This is a genomic window from Sporosarcina sp. So3-204 (assembly GCF_058068165.1).
This window is the reverse complement of record NZ_CM176485.1, coordinates 3,064,380-3,086,632: the sequence shown is the minus strand read 5'-3', so window position 1 is coordinate 3,086,632 and position 22,253 is coordinate 3,064,380. Positions and strand designations below refer to the sequence as shown.

25 protein-coding genes and 1 riboswitch are annotated in these 22,253 nt (G+C 36.7%); of the genes, 14 read left to right on the top strand and 11 right to left on the bottom strand.

Features of this window, described 5'->3' with window-relative positions:
• Positions 1–3 precede the first annotated feature (3 nt).
• Complete coding sequence (locus AC3RV6_RS15305) at positions 4–345, bottom strand: magnetosome magnetite crystal formation protein family (RefSeq protein ID WP_489746833.1); 342 nt, start codon at positions 343–345, stop codon at positions 4–6.
• 80 nt (positions 346–425) lie between these two features.
• Positions 426–527: riboswitch (TPP riboswitch) on the top strand.
• 107 nt (positions 528–634) lie between these two features.
• Here AC3RV6_RS15305 and thiT point away from each other — a divergent pair.
• On the top strand, positions 635–1,192 hold the full coding sequence (thiT, locus tag AC3RV6_RS15300) for an energy-coupled thiamine transporter ThiT (protein WP_489746832.1): 558 nt from the start codon (positions 635–637) through the stop codon (positions 1,190–1,192).
• 15 nt (positions 1,193–1,207) lie between these two features.
• Here thiT and AC3RV6_RS15295 read toward each other — a convergent pair whose 3' ends face one another.
• Complete coding sequence (locus AC3RV6_RS15295) at positions 1,208–1,951, bottom strand: tryptophan-rich sensory protein (protein WP_489746831.1); 744 nt, start codon at positions 1,949–1,951, stop codon at positions 1,208–1,210.
• A 160-nt stretch (positions 1,952–2,111) separates the two neighbouring features.
• Here AC3RV6_RS15295 and AC3RV6_RS15290 point away from each other — a divergent pair, with 160 nt between their 5' ends.
• Together AC3RV6_RS15290 and AC3RV6_RS15285 are read left to right on the top strand one after the other, a co-directional pair.
• Positions 2,112–3,914: a M3 family oligoendopeptidase gene (locus AC3RV6_RS15290; RefSeq protein ID WP_489746830.1), complete on the top strand. Its 1,803-nt coding sequence runs from the start codon at positions 2,112–2,114 to the stop codon at positions 3,912–3,914.
• Between the two features lie 6 nt (positions 3,915–3,920).
• Positions 3,921–4,466 (top strand): GNAT family N-acetyltransferase, encoded by a 546-nt coding sequence (locus AC3RV6_RS15285; protein WP_489746829.1) that lies wholly within the window; start codon positions 3,921–3,923, stop codon positions 4,464–4,466.
• Positions 4,467–4,585: 119 nt separating this feature from the next.
• On the opposite strand, the gene AC3RV6_RS15280 is transcribed toward AC3RV6_RS15285, so the two are convergent.
• The 3 genes from AC3RV6_RS15280 to AC3RV6_RS15270 form a co-directional block, all read right to left on the bottom strand.
• On the bottom strand, positions 4,586–5,164 hold the full coding sequence (locus AC3RV6_RS15280; protein WP_489746828.1) for a beta-class carbonic anhydrase: 579 nt from the start codon (positions 5,162–5,164) through the stop codon (positions 4,586–4,588).
• 87 nt (positions 5,165–5,251) lie between these two features.
• Complete coding sequence (locus tag AC3RV6_RS15275; protein ID WP_489746827.1) at positions 5,252–5,392, bottom strand: hypothetical protein; 141 nt, start codon at positions 5,390–5,392, stop codon at positions 5,252–5,254.
• Between the two features lie 112 nt (positions 5,393–5,504).
• The gene (locus tag AC3RV6_RS15270) at positions 5,505–6,734 is read right to left on the bottom strand and encodes an aminopeptidase (RefSeq protein WP_489746826.1); all 1,230 of its coding nucleotides are present in this window, start codon (positions 6,732–6,734) and stop codon (positions 5,505–5,507) included.
• Positions 6,735–6,965: 231 nt separating this feature from the next.
• Here AC3RV6_RS15270 and motA point away from each other — a divergent pair, with 231 nt between their 5' ends.
• Both motA and motB read left to right on the top strand, forming a co-directional pair.
• Positions 6,966–7,781, top strand: a complete 816-nt coding sequence (gene motA / locus AC3RV6_RS15265; protein ID WP_489746825.1) for a flagellar motor stator protein MotA — start codon at positions 6,966–6,968, stop codon at positions 7,779–7,781.
• On the top strand, positions 7,765–8,532 hold the full coding sequence (gene motB / locus AC3RV6_RS15260; protein WP_489746824.1) for a flagellar motor protein MotB: 768 nt from the start codon (positions 7,765–7,767) through the stop codon (positions 8,530–8,532). The genes motA and motB overlap by 17 nt, the downstream gene beginning before the upstream one ends.
• A 232-nt stretch (positions 8,533–8,764) precedes the next feature.
• Here the strand turns inward: motB and AC3RV6_RS15255 are convergent, their stop codons facing one another.
• Positions 8,765–8,986, bottom strand: coding sequence for a DUF1128 domain-containing protein (locus AC3RV6_RS15255; RefSeq protein WP_489746823.1), 222 nt, complete (start codon positions 8,984–8,986; stop codon positions 8,765–8,767).
• A 90-nt stretch (positions 8,987–9,076) separates the two neighbouring features.
• Positions 9,077–10,435 carry an alanine/glycine:cation symporter family protein gene (locus AC3RV6_RS15250; protein WP_489749283.1) on the bottom strand — a complete coding sequence of 453 codons (1,359 nt, stop codon included), beginning with the start codon at positions 10,433–10,435 and terminating at the stop codon, positions 9,077–9,079.
• A gap of 231 nt (positions 10,436–10,666) precedes the next feature.
• On the opposite strand from AC3RV6_RS15250, the gene AC3RV6_RS15245 reads away from it, so the two are divergent.
• Positions 10,667–11,047: a YtxH domain-containing protein gene (locus AC3RV6_RS15245; RefSeq protein ID WP_489746822.1), complete on the top strand. Its 381-nt coding sequence runs from the start codon at positions 10,667–10,669 to the stop codon at positions 11,045–11,047.
• A gap of 104 nt (positions 11,048–11,151) precedes the next feature.
• Entirely contained in the window at positions 11,152–12,069 is a 918-nt protein-coding gene (locus AC3RV6_RS15240; protein ID WP_489749282.1) for a YihY/virulence factor BrkB family protein, read from the top strand.
• A gap of 428 nt (positions 12,070–12,497) precedes the next feature.
• Here AC3RV6_RS15240 and AC3RV6_RS15235 read toward each other — a convergent pair whose 3' ends face one another.
• Complete coding sequence (locus AC3RV6_RS15235) at positions 12,498–12,881, bottom strand: OsmC family protein (protein WP_489746821.1); 384 nt, start codon at positions 12,879–12,881, stop codon at positions 12,498–12,500.
• A 67-nt stretch (positions 12,882–12,948) separates the two neighbouring features.
• Here AC3RV6_RS15235 and AC3RV6_RS15230 point away from each other — a divergent pair, with 67 nt between their 5' ends.
• Positions 12,949–14,124, top strand: a complete 1,176-nt coding sequence (locus AC3RV6_RS15230) for an MFS transporter (RefSeq protein WP_489746820.1) — start codon at positions 12,949–12,951, stop codon at positions 14,122–14,124.
• A 36-nt stretch (positions 14,125–14,160) separates the two neighbouring features.
• Here AC3RV6_RS15230 and AC3RV6_RS15225 read toward each other — a convergent pair whose 3' ends face one another.
• Positions 14,161–14,964, bottom strand: a complete 804-nt coding sequence (locus tag AC3RV6_RS15225) for a polysaccharide deacetylase family protein (RefSeq protein WP_489746819.1) — start codon at positions 14,962–14,964, stop codon at positions 14,161–14,163.
• Between the two features lie 53 nt (positions 14,965–15,017).
• A complete protein-coding gene (locus tag AC3RV6_RS15220) occupies positions 15,018–15,920 on the bottom strand; it encodes a TIGR01777 family oxidoreductase (RefSeq protein ID WP_489746818.1) in 903 nt (300 codons plus the stop codon).
• A gap of 105 nt (positions 15,921–16,025) precedes the next feature.
• Between AC3RV6_RS15220 and recX the strand changes: the two genes are divergently transcribed.
• A complete protein-coding gene (gene recX, locus AC3RV6_RS15215) occupies positions 16,026–16,835 on the top strand; it encodes a recombination regulator RecX (RefSeq protein WP_489746817.1) in 810 nt (269 codons plus the stop codon).
• Positions 16,825–17,157, top strand: coding sequence for a YfhH family protein (locus AC3RV6_RS15210; protein WP_489746816.1), 333 nt, complete (start codon positions 16,825–16,827; stop codon positions 17,155–17,157). The genes recX and AC3RV6_RS15210 overlap by 11 nt, the downstream gene beginning before the upstream one ends.
• A 72-nt stretch (positions 17,158–17,229) precedes the next feature.
• Here the strand turns inward: AC3RV6_RS15210 and AC3RV6_RS15205 are convergent, their stop codons facing one another.
• Positions 17,230–18,210 (bottom strand): metal-dependent hydrolase, encoded by a 981-nt coding sequence (locus tag AC3RV6_RS15205; protein ID WP_489746815.1) that lies wholly within the window; start codon positions 18,208–18,210, stop codon positions 17,230–17,232.
• 134 nt (positions 18,211–18,344) lie between these two features.
• Between AC3RV6_RS15205 and mutY the strand changes: the two genes are divergently transcribed.
• The 4 genes from mutY to AC3RV6_RS15185 all read left to right on the top strand — a co-directional run bounded on the left by mutY (position 18,345) and on the right by AC3RV6_RS15185 (position 22,236).
• A complete protein-coding gene (gene mutY / locus AC3RV6_RS15200) occupies positions 18,345–19,406 on the top strand; it encodes an A/G-specific adenine glycosylase (RefSeq protein ID WP_489746814.1) in 1,062 nt (353 codons plus the stop codon).
• An 87-nt stretch (positions 19,407–19,493) separates the two neighbouring features.
• Positions 19,494–19,712 (top strand): gamma-type small acid-soluble spore protein, encoded by a 219-nt coding sequence (locus AC3RV6_RS15195; RefSeq protein ID WP_489746813.1) that lies wholly within the window; start codon positions 19,494–19,496, stop codon positions 19,710–19,712.
• A 181-nt stretch (positions 19,713–19,893) separates the two neighbouring features.
• Complete coding sequence (gene ntdP / locus AC3RV6_RS15190) at positions 19,894–20,439, top strand: nucleoside tri-diphosphate phosphatase (RefSeq protein WP_489746812.1); 546 nt, start codon at positions 19,894–19,896, stop codon at positions 20,437–20,439.
• Positions 20,440–20,514: 75 nt separating this feature from the next.
• Positions 20,515–22,236, top strand: a complete 1,722-nt coding sequence (locus AC3RV6_RS15185; protein ID WP_489749281.1) for an ABC transporter ATP-binding protein — start codon at positions 20,515–20,517, stop codon at positions 22,234–22,236.
• Positions 22,237–22,253 lie beyond the last annotated feature (17 nt).

Here is a 22,253-nt window from a genome sequence, read left to right as displayed (position 1 = left end):
TCATTACTTCAGTATTTTAACTCCTTGAAATACATTCCAAATTAGGATGACCAAAAATAAAAGGCCATATAAAATTGTGAATATAAATGGAGCTATACTTAAAAGGTCAAATTCACCAGTCATTATGGAAGTCATTCTACGTTCGACTGAAAATAATGAAATTGAAAAAATAATAAAACCTAAAATTAATACAATAGCAGGAAGTAGATGTGAAATAAATGAACGTTTTGCATGTATTTTAACTTCTTTATCATCAGTAACTAAATAAATGATAAAAGGCAGTAGTAAGGGGAAGAAGAAAAAACTAAAATAGCATAGCGCGGATAATAATTTATTGTTTGTCATAGTGTCTTCGCTCCTATACAAGTAGTATAGAGTCAGCTTGCTTAATAGTTGGTGGTCTTATACAATATAGGAAGAAGTAATTAACCCACAAGGGGAGCTTTATTAGCTGAGATAGGACATTATGTCCTGACCCTTTAAACCTGTAAGATAATTCTTGCGTAGGGATGTGGATGGAAACCGGTATGAAATAACGAGGGTATTTCCCTGACTTATTTTAGACGTCCCATTCAATCTGGGATGTCTTTTTTTATTCCCAAACCCCTGCGTAAAAGATAGGGAGAGAAATTTATTGGATAGAAAACGTTTACTTTTTTTACTAGAAGTTGCAATTTTAGGGGCTATCTCGTTGATACTTGATAAGATTGGCTTTTCGTTTCCACAAGGTGGTGCGATTACACTTTCGATGCTACCTATAATCGTCATGGCTTTTCGTTGGGGACTTGCAGGTGGGGTATTAACAGGATTTGTTAGTGGTTTATTACAAGCGATTACTGGTGGAACTGTTTTTACACCACTCCAAGCGTTCCTAGATTATTTTGTTGCTTATCCGCTCGTAGGCGTCGCTGCGTTGACGGGAAGCTGGCTAGTTAGAAGTCGGTTAAAAGGCAGCAAAAGAGGGGTAACAACTGCCATTATCGTTGGAACAGTATTAGGTGGGATCCTTCGTTACATCATTCACTTTATAAGTGGTATCGTTTTTTTCGGAAGTTACGCACCCGAGGGAACGCCAGTTTGGAAGTATTCACTTATTTACAATGGTTCTTATATGATTCCAGCAACAATATTATCAGCAATGGTTGCTGTTTTCTTGTTTACAACAGCCCCACGCCTCTTGAAACGTACATAGAAAAATCGCCAACCCTTATTGGGAAGGCGATTTTTCAAACTTGTCTTGTTTGATTAGAAAAAAACTTATCCCAATAACTGCTGTTAAGAATAGGGCTACAGACGTTACAAACAATGAATCAAAACCATTCTTTACTGCAATTCCAATGAAAGTCCACATGAATACGCAGTTTAATGGTATATCTTTATGGTGATATAAGAAATGTAGTGCTATTGCAGCTGCAACGGTTAAGAAAATAACAGTCCAAAGGGAAATACTTACGCCCCAACCGCTCCATTCCCAAAGTGTTAGAACATAATTCATATTTTCAATAAATAAAATAATAATCCAGCCTAAGTAAAGTGAAATAGGAACTCTTTGCAAAAAGCGGTTTTCAGTTTTTGGATACGTAAAGTACAATGCCGTTAAAGTTGCCAGAAGTGCAGCCATTACAACAATCGACCAATTAAAAAAACCATAATGCCAAAGCAAAATCCAAAAGACGCTGAATAAGGAACTAAAATTAAAGTAAATCGATCTTTTTTTCATAATAGGCAAGTTGATCTTCCCTAGATTGGTCCAAAAACCATATAACCAGATAGCAAGGAATGTATGAATAATTCCCCAAATGATAAAAGTGTAGTTTGATGGTGTGAAAAGTACTGGAAGTCTATTGGCTATTTCAACTGTCGTTTTTCCATTTAGTGGTACTAAATTAGCAATTAAATAAAAAGCAACCATAGTAATAAGCGAAAGGGTCATACTAATTAATCGTAGCATTTTCGAATCCTCCTATAGCATAGTATACAGAGGAATCGCCTGTTCTGCGCTGGAAAGTATGAACCTTTCGTCACAAAGTGATTTTTTTGGTAAATAGATGATTCATGATACAATGAAGATGTGTATTTAGAAAACTTAGAAAGATAAAGGAGGAAGTCTAATGCAACAAAAATTGTATTCTGATATATGGGATCTTGATGTATTTTTTAAAGGTGGAAGCAAGTCCTCAGAGTTAAGATCACATCTTGATAAATTAGTAGCAAACATAGATTCTTTAGAGAAAGAAGCGATAAATTTTGAGGTTCCAACGATTAAAGAGGAACAAAGTAAAATTGCTCACTTAATTGAAAGAATTAAAGATGTCGCACTAAATCTATCGCAAGCAGGCGCGGTGATCGGCTGTTTTCTTGCGGCCGATATAACTGATAAAAAAGCGCTAATACTCGAAGGAGAAGTCAGTGAAATTGGTGCGAGATTTACTTCTGCATTACTTAAAATTCAACAGGTACTTTCAAAAATTGATTCAGCTATATGGGAGCAACTTATTAACTCAGTCTTACTAAAAGAATTTAAGTTTGTTTTAAATGAATGGCGTGAAGAGGTTAAGTTAAAGTTATCGGAAGAAGAGGAGAACTTAATTACGTCTTTAAGCATTGATGGTTACCATGGCTGGGGACAGTTATATGATCAACTTGTTGGTGAAATTAAGATAAAGACCATAGTTGACGGTGAAGAGAAAACTTTATCAGTAGGACAGGCGGACAACTTAAGTACCCACTCAGATCCAGCTGTTCGCAAAAACTCTTTTGAAGCATTGGAAGTTGCATGGGGAGAAAAGGAAGATTTCTTTGCTTCAACATTGAACCATTTGGCAGGTTTTAGACTTGCTGTTTATAAAAAAAGAGGATGGAATTCAGTATTACAAGAACCTTTATCATATAATCGCATGAGTGAAGATACTCTGAATGCGATGTGGGGAGCTATTGTTGCACAAAAAGCACCTTTTATAGATTTCTTGAATGTGAAGGCTAAAATGCTTGGTACGGAAAAAATGAACTGGTATGACATTGATGCACCAGTGACAGCGTCTACCAAGGAACTATCTTATCAAGAGGGTGCGGAATTTATTTTGGATCATTTCGGGGAATTTGGAGATAAACTTGAATCTTTTTCTCGTAAGGCCTTTGCAGATAATTGGATAGAAGCAGAGAACCGTCCGAATAAGCGTCCAGGCGGATTTTGTACAGATATGCCAATTTCTGAACAGTCCAGAATTTTCATGACTTATAACGGCTCTATGTCTAATGTTGCAACGCTAGCTCATGAACTGGGGCATGCGTTCCATTCACATGTACTTCGCCCAGTACATTGGATGAATCAGCAGTATGCAATGGGAGTAGCGGAAACAGCATCTACTTTTGCTGAAATGATTGTTGCTGATGCTGCGGTAAAAGCGGCAGAAACAAAAGAAGAAAAGATAGCGTTATTAGAAGATAAGATTCAGCGCAGTGTAGCGTTTTTAATGAATATCCATTCTAGGTACTTATTTGAGACAAGATTTTATGAAGAACGGAAAAACGGAATTGTATCGGCATCGAGATTAAATGAGTTAATGGCTGAAGCCCAACAAGAAGCATACGGGAATGCGCTCGATACAGTACATCCTCATTTCTGGGCATCAAAGTTACATTTTTATATTACAGATGTTCCATTTTATAATTTCCCATATACTTTTGGTTACTTATTTTCGTTAAGTATATATGCAAAAGCACTTGAAGAAGGGGAAGGTTTTGAAGATAAGTATATAGCGCTCCTTCAAGATACAGCTGTTATGACAGTGGAAGATCTCGCAATGAAACATCTAAAAGAAGATATTACTAAACAAGAATTTTGGGCAAAAGGTGTAGCACTTTGCGTAAAAGACGTAGATGACTTTATGCTATTGATGAATGAAGAAGGTTGACTGAGTATGATTTTACTAAAAGGGGATAGCTGTTACTTACGAATATTGACCGAGGACGATGCTACCGTCTTTACAAAGGTGTTAATTGAGAATAGAAGCTATTGGTCTGTCTTTGAGCCTCGACAAGAGGCGGGCTTCTTCACGGTTGCAACTCAAAGAGAAAAGATTAGAGAATCATTATATCAAATGAGGGATCGAAGAGAGTATAACTTTGGTATTTTTGATTTAGCTACGAATAAGCTAATTGGCCATATCTCTCTGTATAGTATTAAAAGATTACCTTTTTCTAGCGGCTTTATTGGCTACTCAATAGACGAAAAAGAAGTCGGGCGCGGTATTGGAACGAAAGCGGTTCGCCTCGTTACGGAATTTGCGTTTAGGAAAGTCGCTTTGCATCGGGTAGAGGCGTACGTATCACCGCGAAATATGGGTTCTATTATTGTGCTTGAAAGAGCAGGGTATGAAAGAGAGGGATTACTAAGGCAATTGTTATATATAAACGGTGTTTGGGAAGACCATTTTATGTATGCGATTTTAGAAGAAGATTTTTGAAAGGGTAAGACCGCTATGCGGAAACTTATAGAAATAATTAAAAGTCGATTCCTGTAAGAAGGAATCGACTTTAATTATGTTAAGTAAGTATGTGTTTATTCCCCAGGAAATATGTCGAATTAATTTCGAGTAGTTACACCAGCATACCCATCAACGATAATATCTAGTTCTCCGGTAGTAGGGTGAATAACTAATCCATGTATAGGAACAGAAGTGTCCATCAACGGATGATTTTTAACGAGATCAACACTCATTTTCACTGTCTCGGTTACATCATCAAATCCACGTAGCCAATCCTCCATATCGATACCTGAATATCGTAATGTCTCAAATAAACTTTTGTCAATTCCGCGTCCAACCATTTCCTTAATAATTACATCAGTATTAATTGAACTCATCCCGCAATCATGATGACCAATAATAAATACTTCATCAGCCTTCAGTTGATAGACAGCGATGATTAGGCTACGCATAATCCCACCGAATGGGTGTGTAACGACTGCACCAGCACTTTTGATGATTTTTGCATCACCATTTTTAAGGTTCATTGACTTACCAAGTAATTCTGTTAATCTTGCATCCATACAAGTTAGAATAACAACACGCTTATCAGGGAACTTAGTCGTTTTATATTGTTCATATTGTTTTTCTGCAACAAATTCCTTATTAAACTTAAGTATTTCTGTAAGTAATGTCAAAGTAGTTTTCCCCAATCTGTATTGTTTTCAAATATTTAAAGATATAAGTATATATTTTATAATAAAAAAGCCGCCAACAGGCAGCCCTTAATAATTTGTCTCGGGTTTTGGATCAATTGTTACTGATTCTGAAGAATCGAACGCTTTAACGAGAAAGTACATTACTAATGTCATTACTATAGCTAGAACAATCATATATCCGATTACAGTTGTATACATCAAGCCCATGTGAAAGACTCCTCTCTAAATTACAGTAATAATAGCTACTTTCATTATACTATAAGTTTAGGATAAAAATAAGGTTTTTTGTTGAATACGTAATTAACTTGTGACGATTTTATTAAGCCCAATTCCCATTGCGGAAAATAGCATCAACCGTACCATCATGATGAATGCCGTCAATATCCATTTCCTCAGAGCCAATCATGAAGTCGACATGTGTAATGCTTTGATTTAAGCCGTGACTTTCCAGACTTTGCCTTGACATAGTTTTCCCATTTTCTAAACAAAATGCATAGGCACTTCCCAGCGCTAGATGATTCGATGCATTTTCATCAAATAATGTATTGTAAAATAATACGTTTGATTGTGAAATAGGTGAATTATGTGGAACTAACGCAACTTCACCCAGGTATTTTGCGCCTTCATCCGTGTCAAGAAGTCGCTGTAAAACATCTTCACCTTGTCCGGCTGAAATGGTAGTAACTCGTCCATCCTTAAACGTGATTTTAAAGTCATTAATTATAGCGCCGCCAAAGCTTAAAGGTTTAGTGCTTGAAACATGACCATTCACACCTGTTTTATGGGGTACTGTAAAAACTTCTTCAGTTGGCATATTGGCCATGAAGCTATTGCCTTTACTGTTTTCACTACCTGCACCACACCATAAATGGCCTTTTGGAAGTTCGATAGTTAGGTCTGTCCCAGGGGCACGGTATTTTAGTTTTACGTATTTCTTGTTATTTAAGTAATCAACTTTTTCGTGTAGTTTTCTGTCGTGATCAAACCAAGCTTGAATCGGATCTTGCGTATCAGCACGAACGGATTTAAAAATAGCTTCCCAAAGTTCGGGGATTTGTTCTGATTCGGGTAGTTCAGGAAAAACTTTTGCAGCCCAATCTTTTGATGGAGCAGCAATGACTGTCCAACTAAACTTATCCGATTGCATATCTTGACGAAAGTTATCAAGTGCGAGTCCAGATGCTTTTTGGAATGCACCAATGCGTGATGGTTCAACATTCTTAAATAAATCTGGGCTTTGAGAAGTGATGCTGATGAATGCCGCCCCTTTTTGAGCAAGTTGTTCACGTTCCATTACTTTCCACTCTGGAAATTCTGAAAATGAGTCAGTAGGTGCCTTTTCGTATCGAAGACGTGAGATTTCATCGTCTGAGAAATCTACGAAAACTTGACGCGCACCTACCTCGTAGGCTTTTTCAGTTAATAGGCGGACAAAATCTACTGTCTCCGTAGATGCACTTATATAGAGGTATTGATTTTGTTGTATATTTACGCCGATTTTAATTGCCAACTCAGCGTAGTTTGACATTTTTTGATTGAATGTATACATAGTTAATTACCCCTTTCTGTTGTGTCTCTATACTACCAATTAGGGAGGAAAGTTTGCAATGATAGTATGTTTTTAATTATAAGTACTGTAACTTTAATAATTTTTAGCTTATGTTGCAGATTAGTGACAGCATGCTTTATAATCTTCCGCTGATTTCTAAAGAAAATGAAAAATATGCCGAAATATAGAATAGAATGAATAAATGAAAGAATGTATTTGGGGGTTCTATGTATGGATTTGTCAACAGTAATTGGACTAGTACTAGGAGTTGTCGCACTCTTTGTTGGGATGTTAATGAAAGGTGTCGCGGCAAGTAGTTTATTTAATTTAGCAGCAATTCTAATAATTATTGTAGGAACAGTGGCTGCAGTTGTTATTGCATTTCCTGTGAACGAATTAAAAACTGTACCAAAGCTTTTCGGTATCATATTTAAAGAGAAAAAATTAGCTTCAGATGCAGCTATTATAAGAATGTTTTCTGGTTGGGCAGATATTGCTAGACGTGAAGGGCTCTTATCATTAGAGGCGAAGACCGATGAGATTGACGATCCATTTTTGAAAAATGGACTTGGTCTTGCAATTGATGGACAAAATGCGGACTATATTCGAGATGTGTTAAGCGAAGAAGTCGAAGCAATGGAGAATAGACATGTTGTAGGTGCGCTTATATTTTCACAAGCTGGTACATATGCACCAACGCTAGGGGTATTAGGAGCGGTTGTTGGACTTATTGCTGCATTATCTGACTTGAATGATATAGATAAATTGGGTGTTGCGATCTCAGCAGCATTTATAGCAACACTACTTGGAATTTTTACGGGTTATGTACTTTGGCATCCATTTGCAAATAAATTGAAGCGAAAGTCTGCAGAAGAGTCACGTCAAAAAATGATGATGATTGAGGGGATTCTTTCTGTGTTAGAAGGTGAAGCACCGCGTGTCATTGAGCAAAAGTTAGCATCTTACATATCAATGTCAGAACGCCTCAAATTAGCCAAAGGGGATTCGGAAGGCAAGGAGGGGGAAAAGGGTGCCGAAAAGACGTAAAAAGAAAAAGGATTCTGGTCACATAGATGAATCTTGGCTGTTACCCTATGCAGATTTAATGACGTTATTACTTGCATTATTTATCGTGCTTTTTGCATCGAGTACAGTCGACGAATCGAAGCTTAGTAAGTTATCAGCAGTTTTCAGCGAAATATTCGAAAGTGGCACAGGCATTATGCAAAATAATTCACCATTCGAAGTACCGATTAAAAGTCCAACAGAAGGTGAAGAAGATATAGATACTCCATATTTAGAGGATCAGCGATCACTTGAGGAAATACAGGACCGTGTTGATGAATATATTGCAGTCCATGAGTTGGAAAATCAATTCGAAACGAAGCTTACCGATGAAGGTCTTCTAGTCACGATTCGAGATAGCATACTCTTTAGTCCTGGTAGAGCAGATATAAAAGAAGAGTACTTAGTTATTGGTGAAGAATTAGCGGATCTGCTGACCTTCGATCCGTCACGACATATTGTTGTTACTGGTCATACGGATAACATACCAATGAACAGTCAGCAGTTTGCTTCCAATTGGGAACTAAGTGTTATGCGAGCAGTGAATTTTTTGAAGATTATTGTGAAGAATGATGAGATTAATCCATTGTTATTTAGTGCAAAAGGTTACGGGGAGTTTCAGCCAATCGAATCAAATGATACTTCAGAAGGTCGGAGTAAAAATAGACGTGTTGAAATATTGATACAACCCCTTGTCTTGAAAGATGGTACAGCTTTTGAAGTTACACAATAAAGTTAACCTAGGAGTCGTCAGATTTCGATTAAAAGGTTAATTATAATTTAATTGACACCTCACAAAGCGGAATTTATAAACAACGCTTTGCGGGGGATTTTTTTAGTTGAGTTCTTAATTTTATGCAATAAAAAGACCCGGAATTTAGAATCACTTTATAGGATTCTATACTCCGGGTCTAATATTATTAATCTCTGGGTATACTATAAAGTATAGTATACCCGTTTGAATATTATTTGCGTAAGGAACCAAGTTCCATTGCAATTGCTTCCATTTCATTAGAAGAAATATGCCCACGTTTCATAATCATTTTATACATATAGTGCAAGTCTTCATATTTAGATGTATTGAAACTATCTGGCTTCATTGCATCCACATTAACCATACGAAGTTTTTCTTGAATCTGCTCAATCATATACGAAACATTTTCTGTTGTCGGGTTTGTTAAATCCATAAGTAATAGCCGCCTTTCATTTGCATAATACTTATCATTTCATTATTTGCCCGATGTGTCAAATTGTTTGTATAGGAACATTCAATTAAATTAAGCTTTTCCTTTAGCCGCTTTTTCCGCTTTAATTTTATCTTGAACTCTTTTTGTTTCAAAGACGATAACACCAGATAAGCCAAGAAGACCAATAAGGTTAGGAATAGCCATAAGACCATTCAATACGTCTGCGAAAGCCCAAACAACGTTAAGAGATGCAGTTGCACCAACAAAGATAAACAGAACGAATGCTAGACGATAAACTTTAATAGCTGTTTTGTTAGGGAATAAGTATTGGAAACATTTCTCTCCGTAATAGCCCCAACCGAAAATTGTAGAAGTAGCAAAGAATAGAAGACCAATAGACACGACTAGAGGTCCTGCGCTGCCAAGGAATGTACCAAATGCAGCAGCTGTTAGTGCGCCTGCTTCAATAGATGTATCTTTCCACTGACCTGACATAACAATCGTAACACCAGTGATAGAACAAATGATAAGTGTATCAAAAAGTACTTGAGTCATTGAAACAAGTGCTTGTGTACCAGGCATATCAGTTCTTGCTGCTGCAGCTGCGATCGGTGCAGATCCAAGTCCTGCTTCGTTGGAGAATAGTCCACGAGCAACACCGAATCGAATTGCAGCTCCGATGGCTCCGCCTGCAGCTGCCTCACCAGTAAATGCAAATTTGAATATCGTCGCAAAAGCTTCTGGAACTAACTCAAAGTTCATAACCATTACGATTGCTCCTGCGATTATATAGAAGCCCGCCATAATTGGTACGAAGAAAGAAGTAACCTTACCAATCGTCTTAATTCCACCGAGAAGAACTGCGCCTGCAACTAGAACAAGTACAACACCAGTAATCCAGTGTGGAACGCTAAATGTTTGGTTCATTACATCTGCAACAGCTTTGGATTGTGTTCCGTTACCAATACCAAATGCAGCTAGAGCACCAAATATTGCAAATAAAACACCAAGCCATTTCTGTTTGAGACCATGTTCAAGATAGTACATGGGTCCACCGGCCATTTGGCCGTTTTCATCTTTTACGCGGTACTTAACTGCAAGGATAGCTTCACCATATTTTGTTGCCATTCCGAAGAATCCTGCCATCCACATCCAGAAAATTGCACCAGGTCCACCAAGCACAACTGCTGTTGCAACACCAACGATGTTACCAACACCGACTGTAGCTGCCATGGCTGTCATTAGAGCTTGGAAGTGAGAAATATCTCCTTCAGCATTTTTATCTTTACTTTTGGTAAATACGAGTTTTAAAGCATAAGGTAATAATCGTAATTGAAGTAGTCCGAGTCTAAAAGTTAAGAAAATACCTGTACCTACTAAAAGTATTAAAAGTGGTGGTCCCCAAATTATCCCACCAATTTGGTCTAAGAAGTTTTGAATTGCATCCATTACTGTTCCCTCCAGTTTTTTAAAAGATGTTAGCGCTTTCATCATTATTATCCACTTTATTACATATATCACCCTCTTTTTGCATACAGTGGTTGTATTCCTATTCTCAATCTTCCGAAACTTGAGACCAATAGTCAAGCTTTTTTTTAAAAAGCGCCGAAAAAAGGTTTTGTATATATCGTTTAGGGTATAATGAAACTATCTAAAAAAAGTAGTAATGGAGGGTTTTATATGAGGAAAAACAAATTTGGTATGTATATTATTTTAGGATCGATTGTTGGTGCAGCTGTAAGTTTATTCGATCGTGGAACTCGGGATGAAATGAAAAGGATGACGAAAAATGTTTCAAGAGATATCAGCTATTATTCCAAAAATCCCGATGTATTAAAAATCAAATTAAAAAAGAAGAATGATAAATTACAACTACTTTATAAACAATTTACAGACGATGCATTTTACCTAAAAGAAAAAGTAAATGAAATAAAAGAACTGAGTCCACAAGTAAAAGAAATGGTTGTGGATACCAAAGATGCTTTTACGGAGGCGAAAGATGAATATCAATCTATAGTAGAAGACTCCACAAGTAAGGATTTGGGAAAGTCATTGATGTAGAAGGGTGTGACATTGGTTTGAAGAAGGATATCCGTAAAACTTCAATGAACAAAAATGTGAATAAGAGTAAAGTAAAAAGAAATAATAAAAAGTCATCAGCCTTTATGGAAGATTCGACTATTATGAAATTTGTTGATGATATAAAAGATGGGGAACTTAATCAGTTTGACGTTACGACTACGAATGGTTTTATTAAGGAATTAATTACAAGAATAAAGAAGGTAGATGTTACAGGGCTCGGCTCACAATTAGCTTTCTTTTTCTTGTTGTCGTTATTCCCGCTACTAATCTTTCTTTTTACGCTTTTGCCATACTTAAATCTAGATCAAGCTCAAATATTTTTGCTTATTAGAGACTTTGCACCTGAAAGTGTTGCTTTGCTTATAGAAAATACTATAGGAGAAGTATTAGGTAGCAGAAATGGCGGTCTTCTATCAGTTGGTATCATTGCCACGATCTGGTCCGCTTCAAAAGGAATGAACGCATTAACTAAAGCATTAAATCGGTCTTATTTCACCGAAGAATCTCGTTCATTTATAGTATCACGCGGTATGTCTATTGTTTTCACAGTACTTTTAATTGCAGTGCTAGTTGTAGCACTGGTATTACCAGTATTTGGACAACAAATTGGTGTTTTTGCATTTTCGTATTTAGGTTTAGAAGAAAGCTTTCTTATTTTGTGGAATAGTTTGCGTTGGGTAATACCACCGGTTCTAATATTTTTTATATTTACGATCCTTTATTGGTTAGTTCCGGACGTGAAAATTCGCATTACGAGCGCCATTCCAGGAGCCATTTTCGCAACTCTAGGTTGGATTATTACATCTCTTGCATTCTCTTATTATGTTGGTAGTTATGGAAGTTACTCGAGCACTTATGGAAGTATTGGTGCAATTATTGTACTGATGATGTGGTTATACTTTTCAGCTATTATATTAATGCTCGGTGGACAATTAAATGCAGTTATGGGCGAACGTAAAGAAGCAGTATATGCGAAAGTGAAAAGTAATGTTATCAACTGACAACATTACATTATTAATTTTGAAAAGAATTATATAATTAATTATAATTGTTTATTTGGAATATTTGCAAATGTTAAATAGTATGTTATAATAAGGGTAATCAATTGAAAGGGAGGCTGTAGTTTTCGTTTGAAGGGATTTCAATTGAAAGGGAGGCTGTAGTTTTCGTTTGAAGGGATTTCAATTGAAAGGGAGGCTGTAGTCTACGTTTGAAGGGACTCCAATTGAGAGGGAGGTTGTAGTATTTTTGTAAAGAAGAATTCCAAATTCAAAATTATAGATAAAGGAGGCGGTTCGTAAAAGTCCGCTTAGTATAATTAATTAGGACATATACGATTTATGAAAACTGATGATGATTGTTTAATCCAAACATAGAAGGCTTAGCCGTAATCTGGAATTCAGATATGGACTAAGCCTTTTATTTGCAGTTACTTAAGTTCGTAAGTTTCGATAACTTCAATTGAGTTAATAACGGATTGAACCATCGAACAATTTTTTTTTGTTAGTGCCATAACTCTAGGCATCTGAGGGCTATCAATTTCATTGCCTTCAATGATGAAATGGAGGTGAATTTTTTCTACTCGGCTTGCTTGCTCTGCATTTCTCACAACATCTTTTACTTCAATTGTAATATTTCCTGCAGGCATTCTCATTTTTTCTAATATATTCCGCAATACACCGCCACTGCATACCGCGATAGACGAAACAAGCAATTGATAGGGACGAAAACCGTATTGATCATCTCCTGAGATTATTAAATTACCAAACTCTGTTTCAGTTTCGAAGCCATGTTCTCTCATAGTAAATTTCATTTTGCATTACCTCCTATTATGATAGAATTATAATATAACAGCAGTTGTATTAGGGAGAAAACGACTTATGCATGATTTTTCAGATGTGGATGTAAAAAGATTTAGGGTACTTGTAATTATCGTAGCCATATCAGGGTTTTCGCAAGGCATGCTGCTACCGTTAATTTCAGTCATATTTGAGCGAGATGGTGTCTCTAGTGCGTTGAATGGATTAAATGCGACAGGCTTATACATAGGAACACTTCTTATATCGCCATTCATGGAAGCTCCACTTCGCAGATTTGGCTATAAGCCAGTCATTGTTGCCGGAGGTATACTTGTATTTACATCGCTATTATTATTTCCTTTATGGAAGAGCATCGTGTTTTGGTATATATTAAGATTAATTATTGGAATTGGTGATCATGCACTTCATTTTGCTACACAAACATGGGTGACGAGTTTTTCACCACAAAAAAGACTAGGTCGTAATATCGCGATTTATGGTTTGTCCTTTGGGGTTGGATTTGCAGTTGGTCCATTATTCATTCCGCTTGTAAATATATTTGAAGGGTTACCATTCATCGTTTCGGGATTCCTTTGTCTTATCGCTTGGTCTTTTGTATTTTTAATAAAAAATGATTTTCCAGATGTGATAAAAGGAACGACTAAACAAGTAGGATTAATTTTACGTTTCAAGGCAGCTACTGTTATTGCGTGGTTAGCCTTTTTAGGTCCATTTGGATATGGATTTTTAGAGTCATCCCTTAATGCGATTTTTCCAGTATACGCACTTAGAAAGGGTTTAGGAGTTACTTCTGTCTCGATTATACTAGCTACATTTTCAGTTGGTGGAATCGTATCGCAATTACCGCTTGGAATGCTTTCAGATCGTAAAGGGAGACATCCAGTGTTTTTAGTGGCGCTTGGCGGCGGAGCCGTTTCTTTTTTTATTGCAAGTTTTTTTGAAGCTTCTATTTCTGTGTTACTTTTCTTCGTTTTTGTAGCGGGTTTATTTGTGGGATCAATTTATTCTCTAGGAATATCTTATATGTCTGATCTTACGCCAAAGGAATTGTTGCCAACTGGTAATTTACTCTGTGGTATTTTCTTTAGTCTAGGAAGCTTAACAGGTCCTTTATTCGGAGGATTATTTTTGGAGTACGGTAATGATTTTAGCTTTTTAATGCTTATTTCATTATTATTAGCTCTCCTATTTATAATTTTAGTATTAGGTAAGCGGAAAAATGTTCGAGTAATATAAAAAACTAAGCGTTCCCAATTTTGGAACGCATAGTCATTATCTCAAAATCGAATTAATGTTTTCATATTCCATTACAAGATCATCCAAAGATTTAAAAGTATAGCCTTCTTTTTTAGCATCTCGGATAAAATCTGGGAGTGCTTCTGCGTTATCCGGAGATACTGTGTGCATTAAGATAATTGCGCCTGGATGGAGTTGCTTCATCAATTCACCATATGCATAAGCTTTACCTTTTGGTTTATCCTTATGCCAATCAATGAAGGCAACGGACCAAAATATATGTCTATATCCAAGGCCGTTTACGGTACTTAACAAATCTTCTGTAAAAACACCTTCAGGGGGTCGGAAATAAGTTGTTCGTTTAATACCGGTCAATTCCTTGAGTTTATTATCAAAACGAGATAATTCATCTTCTACTTTTGCTGCAGATAAGTTGCTCATATTAGGGTGGTCATACGTATGATTTCCGATCGAATGTCCATCTGAAACCATTCTTTTAACGAGTGCGGTAGCGCTTGTTAGATAATGTCCCGTTAGAAAAAATGTTGCAGGAGCATTTTCGTTCTTTAATGTGTCAAGTATAGATTCGGTAAATCCATTTTCATAGCCGTTATCAAAAGTTAAATAAGCAATCTTTTCGTCTGGTTTACCTTTGTAAATCGCTCCATGCTTATCAAGCAAAGCATCTAATGAAGCTCCAGCACTTGGTGGCTCACCACCGACAGATTTTTTAAATCCCCAATGTAAGGCTTGTGCATCTGCTGTAAAAGGATTAAATAAGACACCAGAAACAACAATAATGCAAGCAATTAAAAATCCACGCCAATGCCATTTAATCAATAAAAAGCACCCTTCCTTTTTAGGTAGGATGCGTTGTTATTGGAGAAGTATACTTATTCTTTTAATAAATTCTTAAGAGCTGAATCTAATGAGGGAAATGAATATTTAAACCCATTGTCAATTAACACATTCGGCAAGACATGTTGACCAGTTAAAACAAGTGCGCTTTTCTTTCCAAGCGCAAGTTTCATGGCTAATGAAGGAACAGGTAGCCAATGTGGTCTATGTAAAACCGAGCCGATAGTGCGGCCGAAGTGTTTCATACGTTTTGGACATGGTGACGTTACATTAACAGGACCATTTATAGTTTTCTGATCCATGACGAATTTCACCGCACGCGCGACATCTTCTACATGTACCCATGATAGCCATTGTTTACCCGAACCAACCGTTCCGCCCGTAAATAGCTTGTAAGGAAGTACCATGAGAGGTAGTGCGCCTTCATCTTCTCCTAATACAACACCAAAACGCATTAAAACGACACGTATACCTTGAGATGTAACGGTTGAAGCTTTTTTCTCCCAATCAAATACTGTTTTAGCTAGAAAGTCATCGGCTACTTCTGTAGACTTTTCGGTATAAACTGCTTTTTCCGAAGCCGGATAAATTCCGATTGCGCTTGCGTTAATTAAGACAGATGGCTTCTTTGGTAAAGCGCTAATTATTCTTAATAATTCATCTGTTGCTGTCATACGGCTATTGTAGATTTTGTCTTGGTGCTCCTTCGTCCAACGCCCCTCATTAATAGAGACACCTGCTAAGTTAATAAAGACATCAGCTTCTTTGATTTCATTTTCTGGAAAGACATTATATTGAAGCCATTTTACATAGGTAATATTTGCTTCGTTTTTATTATTATTTCTAGATAAGATAATGATTTCATGTCCACTTGCAATAAGAACTTCAGTTATTTTTTTGCCGATAAATCCTGACCCACCTGCTATCACAATTTTCATCCCTAGCGCCTCCTTTTATAAGTCAATACCCTTATAATGAATCTATTAAGCTGATTCGAGTGAATAGAACATGTATACTGTAAGAAAGTACAGGAGGTTATATGAATGCCTGTTATTACAAAGATAACACAGCAAAAAAGAGATCTCGAACGATATAATATTTATTTAGATGAGAAGTATGCTTTTAGCGTACATGAAACTGTTTTCGTTAAATTTGGTTTGACTAAAGGAATGACGCTTGAAGATTGGTCTCTTAGTGAAATGGTTTATGAAGAAGAGATAAACAAGGCATTTAACCGCGCGCTACATTATTTGGGATTTAGAATGCGGAGTGAACATGAAGTTAAGTCTAAGCTACTTGAACTTGAGTACGGAGAAGCAGTTGTTCTTGAGGCAATTGTGAAATTAAGAAAATTGGGCTTTTTAAACGATGAAAACTTTGCAGAAGCATTACTGGAAACCCAAAAAAGAAAAACTGGACGGGGCCCGCGTGCGATTCAACAAGAATTGAAACAAAAAGGTATTAAGAAGGAGTTGTTGGATAAAGTGATTGAATCATATTCTGAAGAAGAGCAAATAGCAATCGCAAGATCTCTAGCGGAGAAAGAAACATTGCGTAATCGATCGCAGTCACCAAGACAAACAGAACAAAGAATCCAAAATTTGTTGCTGCGTCGCGGGTATTCATTCAGTATCATTAAAGAAGCACTTAGAGACATTGATTTTGGTATTGAAGATGATGAATGGGATAAAGTTACAAATTCAATTGGCGAAACTGCATGGAGAAGGTACAGTCCTAAATATAGTGACAGGGATTTACATAATCGTGTAAAACAAGCAATGTATCAAAAAGGGATTCCTTTTGATCGAATTGACCTGTTTATAGAGAAAAAGGAGAATGAAGATGTCGATTGAAAAAAAATATAATGAGATGAACGAGCATGAATTACGCACTGAAATCGCTCGTTTACGTGAAAAAGCACGTAAGGCTGAAACACTTGGTATTTTAAATGAATATGCTGTTTACCAAAGAAAAGTCGTTATGGCAGAAGCTTATTTAGTAGACCCTGCAACAATACTGCCAGGTGAAATCTACCGTATTGAGGGCGATGAAGGCATGTTCTTTCAAGTTGATTATCTAAAGGGACGATTTGCATGGGGACATCGATTGGGTGGAGAAAAAGCTGATGAAGCACTACCTATATCTATGCTCAAGACAGTAAAAGTTGGAAAGTGAATAACAAAAAGCTATGGACTGAAAACTTGTCCATAGCCTTTTGATTTATTAAGGTAATATACTAATTTCTTATCATTCTGATATGAAATTGAGCTTTTTGTTTAGCTTATCTTCTGAGAATATCCATCCAGTATAGGAGTTTACTACATTTAGCTCCGAGTCGATATGAGCAACTGCAACAAATGGATAGTGACCTTTATTGCGATATCTTAAATCAATTAGACGCACCTCACATAATTCACCAATCTTCGTAACTTCCCATCGATAAATCGGCGAAAATGAAGTGAATGCTTTTACGTTGTTATCCAAAAGGGCTGCTTTTACTTCAGGAAAGTCTGGCAGTGGTTCCTTTTTAAATTGATCGTAAATTGTAATTGATCGCCCGTAAGCACGACCTACATAATGACTTGTAGCAGAAGATGCGGCGACACGCCACTGGAAAAAACGAATTGTTGGTGCAATTATTATTTCTGTTGCATCAGAAATTGTATTGGCAACAGCTCTTTTTACTGCTGATTTTACTGCGAAGCGCAATAAATAATAAACGAAAATCACAAAATACATTGTCACTATCGGATAGAAGGGATTCATACCTAAAGCCCAAATAGTAAGTGCAACGACATGCAAAGAAAAAATAATTGGGTCGAATGTATTAATAACACCTATTGCAACCCAGCGACTGGAAAATGGTCGTAAAGCTTGTGTTCCGTATGAATTAAATATATCAACGAAAACATGAAGGAAAACAGCTAGAAAAGTCCAAGCCCAAACATGTAAAATTGACATACCCGGCATTAATATTGAAAGTAGAAACGTTATGAGTATTGGCCAAAGGATTACTGCTGGGATTGAATGCGTAATACCTCTATGGTGTCGAATATATACAGCATTGTTTCTGAGTTTTAAAACGGTGTCAATATCGGGAATTAAAGATCCGACAATAACCCCAGTAAAAATAGCGCTAACGGTAATCGCTTCTGATGAAACGACAGGGTCAGACAATGCTAGGCCACTTAGGGCGACACCCATAACAATATGTGTTCCTGTATCCAAAAAAATCAGCTCCTTTTGTCGGAAGAGTGGTTTGACTCTTTCCTACACTTTGGAAAGGCAATTTAAAAAGAATCATCACTATTTATGTATACCCTTTTCGAGTTAATCATAACATACGCATTAAGGAGAATGACATGAAAATAATTGAAAATAAAACTGGTTTTCGTCAATCTCTTCTGACTTGGTATAGGAATGAAAAGAGAGATTTACCATGGAGAAGGACGACAAACCCTTATTATATATGGATATCTGAAGTCATGTTACAGCAAACACGGGTCGATACAGTGATACCCTATTATGAACGTTTTATTGAAAAGTATCCGTCAATTAATGCACTTGCAGAAGCGGAGGAAATTGATTTATTAAAAATGTGGGAAGGTTTGGGTTATTATTCGCGTGTACGGAATTTGCAAGCAGGTGTTCAAGAAGTTGTATTAAACTATAATGCTGTAGTGCCGAACACACGTAAAGAAATTTCAACTTTAAAAGGTGTTGGTCCATATACAGCTGGCGCGGTGTTAAGTATTGCTTATGGCGTTCCAGAGCATGCAGTTGATGGTAATGTAATGCGTGTCTTGTCGAGAATATTACTTATTAAGGAAGATATTACAATACCACGTACAAAAAGAATCTTTGAAGATGTCGTTATGGATTTAATTGACAAAGAGGATCCTTCTTCCTTTAATCAAGGGCTAATGGAACTTGGCGCAACGATTTGTACGCCAAAACCGAGATGTTTGTTATGTCCTGTGCAAGACTTTTGCGTTGCTTTTGAAGAGGGACGACAAGAGGAGTTTCCAGTACGGACAAAGAAAAAGAAAGGGAAAGTAACTCCAATGGCTGCATTCGCTGTGCAAAATTTAAATGGAGATTGGTTACTTAGGAAGCGTCCGGAAAAAGGATTGCTGGCGAATCTGTGGGAATTCCCAATGGTTGAACTAATGGGAGACCAATTACCAGAGGAACTTTTTAACAAAGAATACGGTCTAGAATACGACATGATTACCGAAACGATTGCTTTCAAACATATTTTCACACATTTAACTTGGGAGATGAAGGGTTTTTATGTATGTGCAAGTCAAACAGATGTAATACCAGGTGGCTTTCAATACTTTACTGAAGAAGAAGCTGAACTACTCCCAAAGCCAGTTCCTGTATTAAAGCTATGGGATTCATTAATGAAATGGCGGAAATGACTTAATTATTAAACTTATATGTAAATATTTCCAAGGAATAAATTCACGTCATGTTGCACATAGTAGTCATGACGGAGGTGAACATCCATGCGAAAAAACCAAAACCAAAACCAAAACCAGAACCAAAATCAGCAAAACCAAAAGAATCAACAAAATCAACAAAATCAGAACCCAAATGCAATGCAAGAGGAATTTGGATCTGAAACTGATGTGAATACAGTTAAAAAGCAGAACCAGCAAGCTGAAGCCAACAAGAAAAATGCTTCTGGAGCACGTGCAAATCAATACGAAAACGGTTCTAAGTAAATGGATGTACATCACCGACTGGCAGAAGCGATATCGCTTCTGCCAGTTTTTGCATTATAAAATCATATAAAAAATAGTCAAAGCGGGTGCAAACACTTAGACATTAAGAATGCAGTTGTTATACTAATGGAATAAGATAAAATGTTGTTTAATTTTTTGGCAACTAAAAGGTGGGCTACATATGGCAATTCCTAAGGAAGGGGAAACAATCCAAGTACATAGTTACAAGCATAACGGTAATATACACCGTGTTTGGCAAGAAACGACTGTGTTAAAAGGTACTCGTAATATTGTTATTGGAGCAAATGAAAGAACACTTGTAACTGAATCTGATGGACGCACTTGGTTAACGCGTGAGCCTTCAATTTGTTACTTTCACGCAGAGCTTTGGTTTAATATCATTTGTATGTTGCGTGAAGATGGTGTCTACTATTACATTAATTTAAGTTCTCCATTTGTTTATAACAATAAAACACTTAAATATATCGATTATGATCTAGATGTTAAAGTATTCCCTGATATGAGCTATATGATTTTAGACGAAGATGAGTATGCAGATCATAAAAAACAAATGAATTACCCAATTGTGATTGATCAAATATTACGTAATAATTTAGATAGACTACTCGGTTGGATAAAAGACCGTCGTGGGCCATTTGCTCCTGATTTTATTGAAGTGTGGACTGCAAGATATGCATTTCAAAAGCAAGTCAAAGAAAATAAGTAAATGCCTGATCGCTAAAAAGCGGCAGGTTTTTTTGTGTTAGGAGGAAGTCCTTTGGGTGACAGTATTAAACGTTACATGAAATTTGTTAAACCATATAATTGGCAAATTATATTTACTGTACTAATTGGTGTCGTGAAGTTTGCGATTCCGTTATTTATTCCCTTACTTATCAAAATCGTTATTGATGATATCATAGGTTCCCCGACCTTAAACGATGCGCAAAAAACAACGGAATTATTTTATTGGTTAGGCGGTACGGCGCTCGTGTTTTTCCTTGTTAGACCGCCTGTTGAATATTATAGACAGTATTATGCACAGCTTGTGAGCAATAAAATACTTTTTGATATACGTGCAAGTCTTTATTCACATCTACAAAAATTGAGTCTGCGTTATTATTCGAATACACGTGCAGGCGAGGTTATTTCACGTGTGATTAATGATGTAGAGCAGACGAAAAACTTTGTTATGATTGGCTTGATGAATGTCTGGTTAGATCTGGCAACAATCGTTATCGCAATTATTATTATGTTGACGATGGATGTACCACTTACACTTGTAACGCTCTTGGCATTCCCATTCTATGCTTATAGCGTAAAGCACTTTTTTGGAAAGCTACGTGAACTAACTCGGAAGCGTTCACAAGCACTAGCGAATGTCCAAAGTTATTTACATGAAAGGATTTCCGGAGTGAGCGTTATCAAAAGTTTCGCTCTTGAAGAAATTGAACAAAAGCGATTTGATGAGACAAATGGAAACTTTTTAGATAAGGCAATTGATCATACAAAGTGGAATGCGAAGGCGTTTGCTGTCGTAAATACGATTACTGACGTAGCGCCATTACTTGTCATTGCGTTTGCAGGTTATCAAGTAATCAATGGACCGTTATCAATAGGAACTATGGTTGCTTTTATCGCTTATATTGACCGTTTATATGGGCCGCTTCGTAGACTTGTAAATTCATCAACTTCTCTAACGCAGTCATTTGCTTCAATGGACCGAGTCTTTGAGTTAATGGAAGAAGATTATGATATTACAGATAAAAAAGACGCAGTTGAGCTTCCTACAATTAACGGAGAAATTGAGTTTAAAAATGTTAGTTTTTCATATGAACTTGGTGATGAAACTGTATTAAAAGATATAAGTTTTAAAGTGAATAAGGGAGAAACTGTGGCGTTTGTCGGTATGAGCGGTGGTGGGAAATCGACAATCGTAGGGTTAATTCCTCGTTTTTATGATGTTAAAGATGGTTCGATCCATATTGATGGATATGATTTACGTGATATCAAAGTAAGATCATTACGAGAGCAAATAGGTATGGTTATGCAAGATAGTATTTTGTTTAGTGATTCTGTAAAGAGTAATATACTTATGGGAAAACCTGATGCAACGGATGAAGAAGTCATTGCTGCTGCGATTGCCGCAAATGCACATGAATTTATTATTGGGCTTCCAGAAGGTTATGATACGACTGTTGGCGAGCGTGGTGTGAAGTTATCTGGTGGACAAAAACAACGTGTAGCTATAGCACGTGTGTTTTTAAAAAATCCTCCATTATTAATTTTAGACGAAGCAACATCTGCGCTTGATCTTGAAAGTGAAGCGCTAATTCAAGATTCTCTAGAGCGTTTGGCCTATGAAAGAACGACGCTAATCGTCGCGCACAGATTGTCGACGATTACACATGCTGATAAAATTTTAGTAGTAGATCATGGTGAAATAAAAGAGATGGGTACACATGATGAACTAATGGCATTGGAAGGGATTTATTACGGATTATTCCAAGTGCAACATTTTTAAAGATTAACGTATTCGAA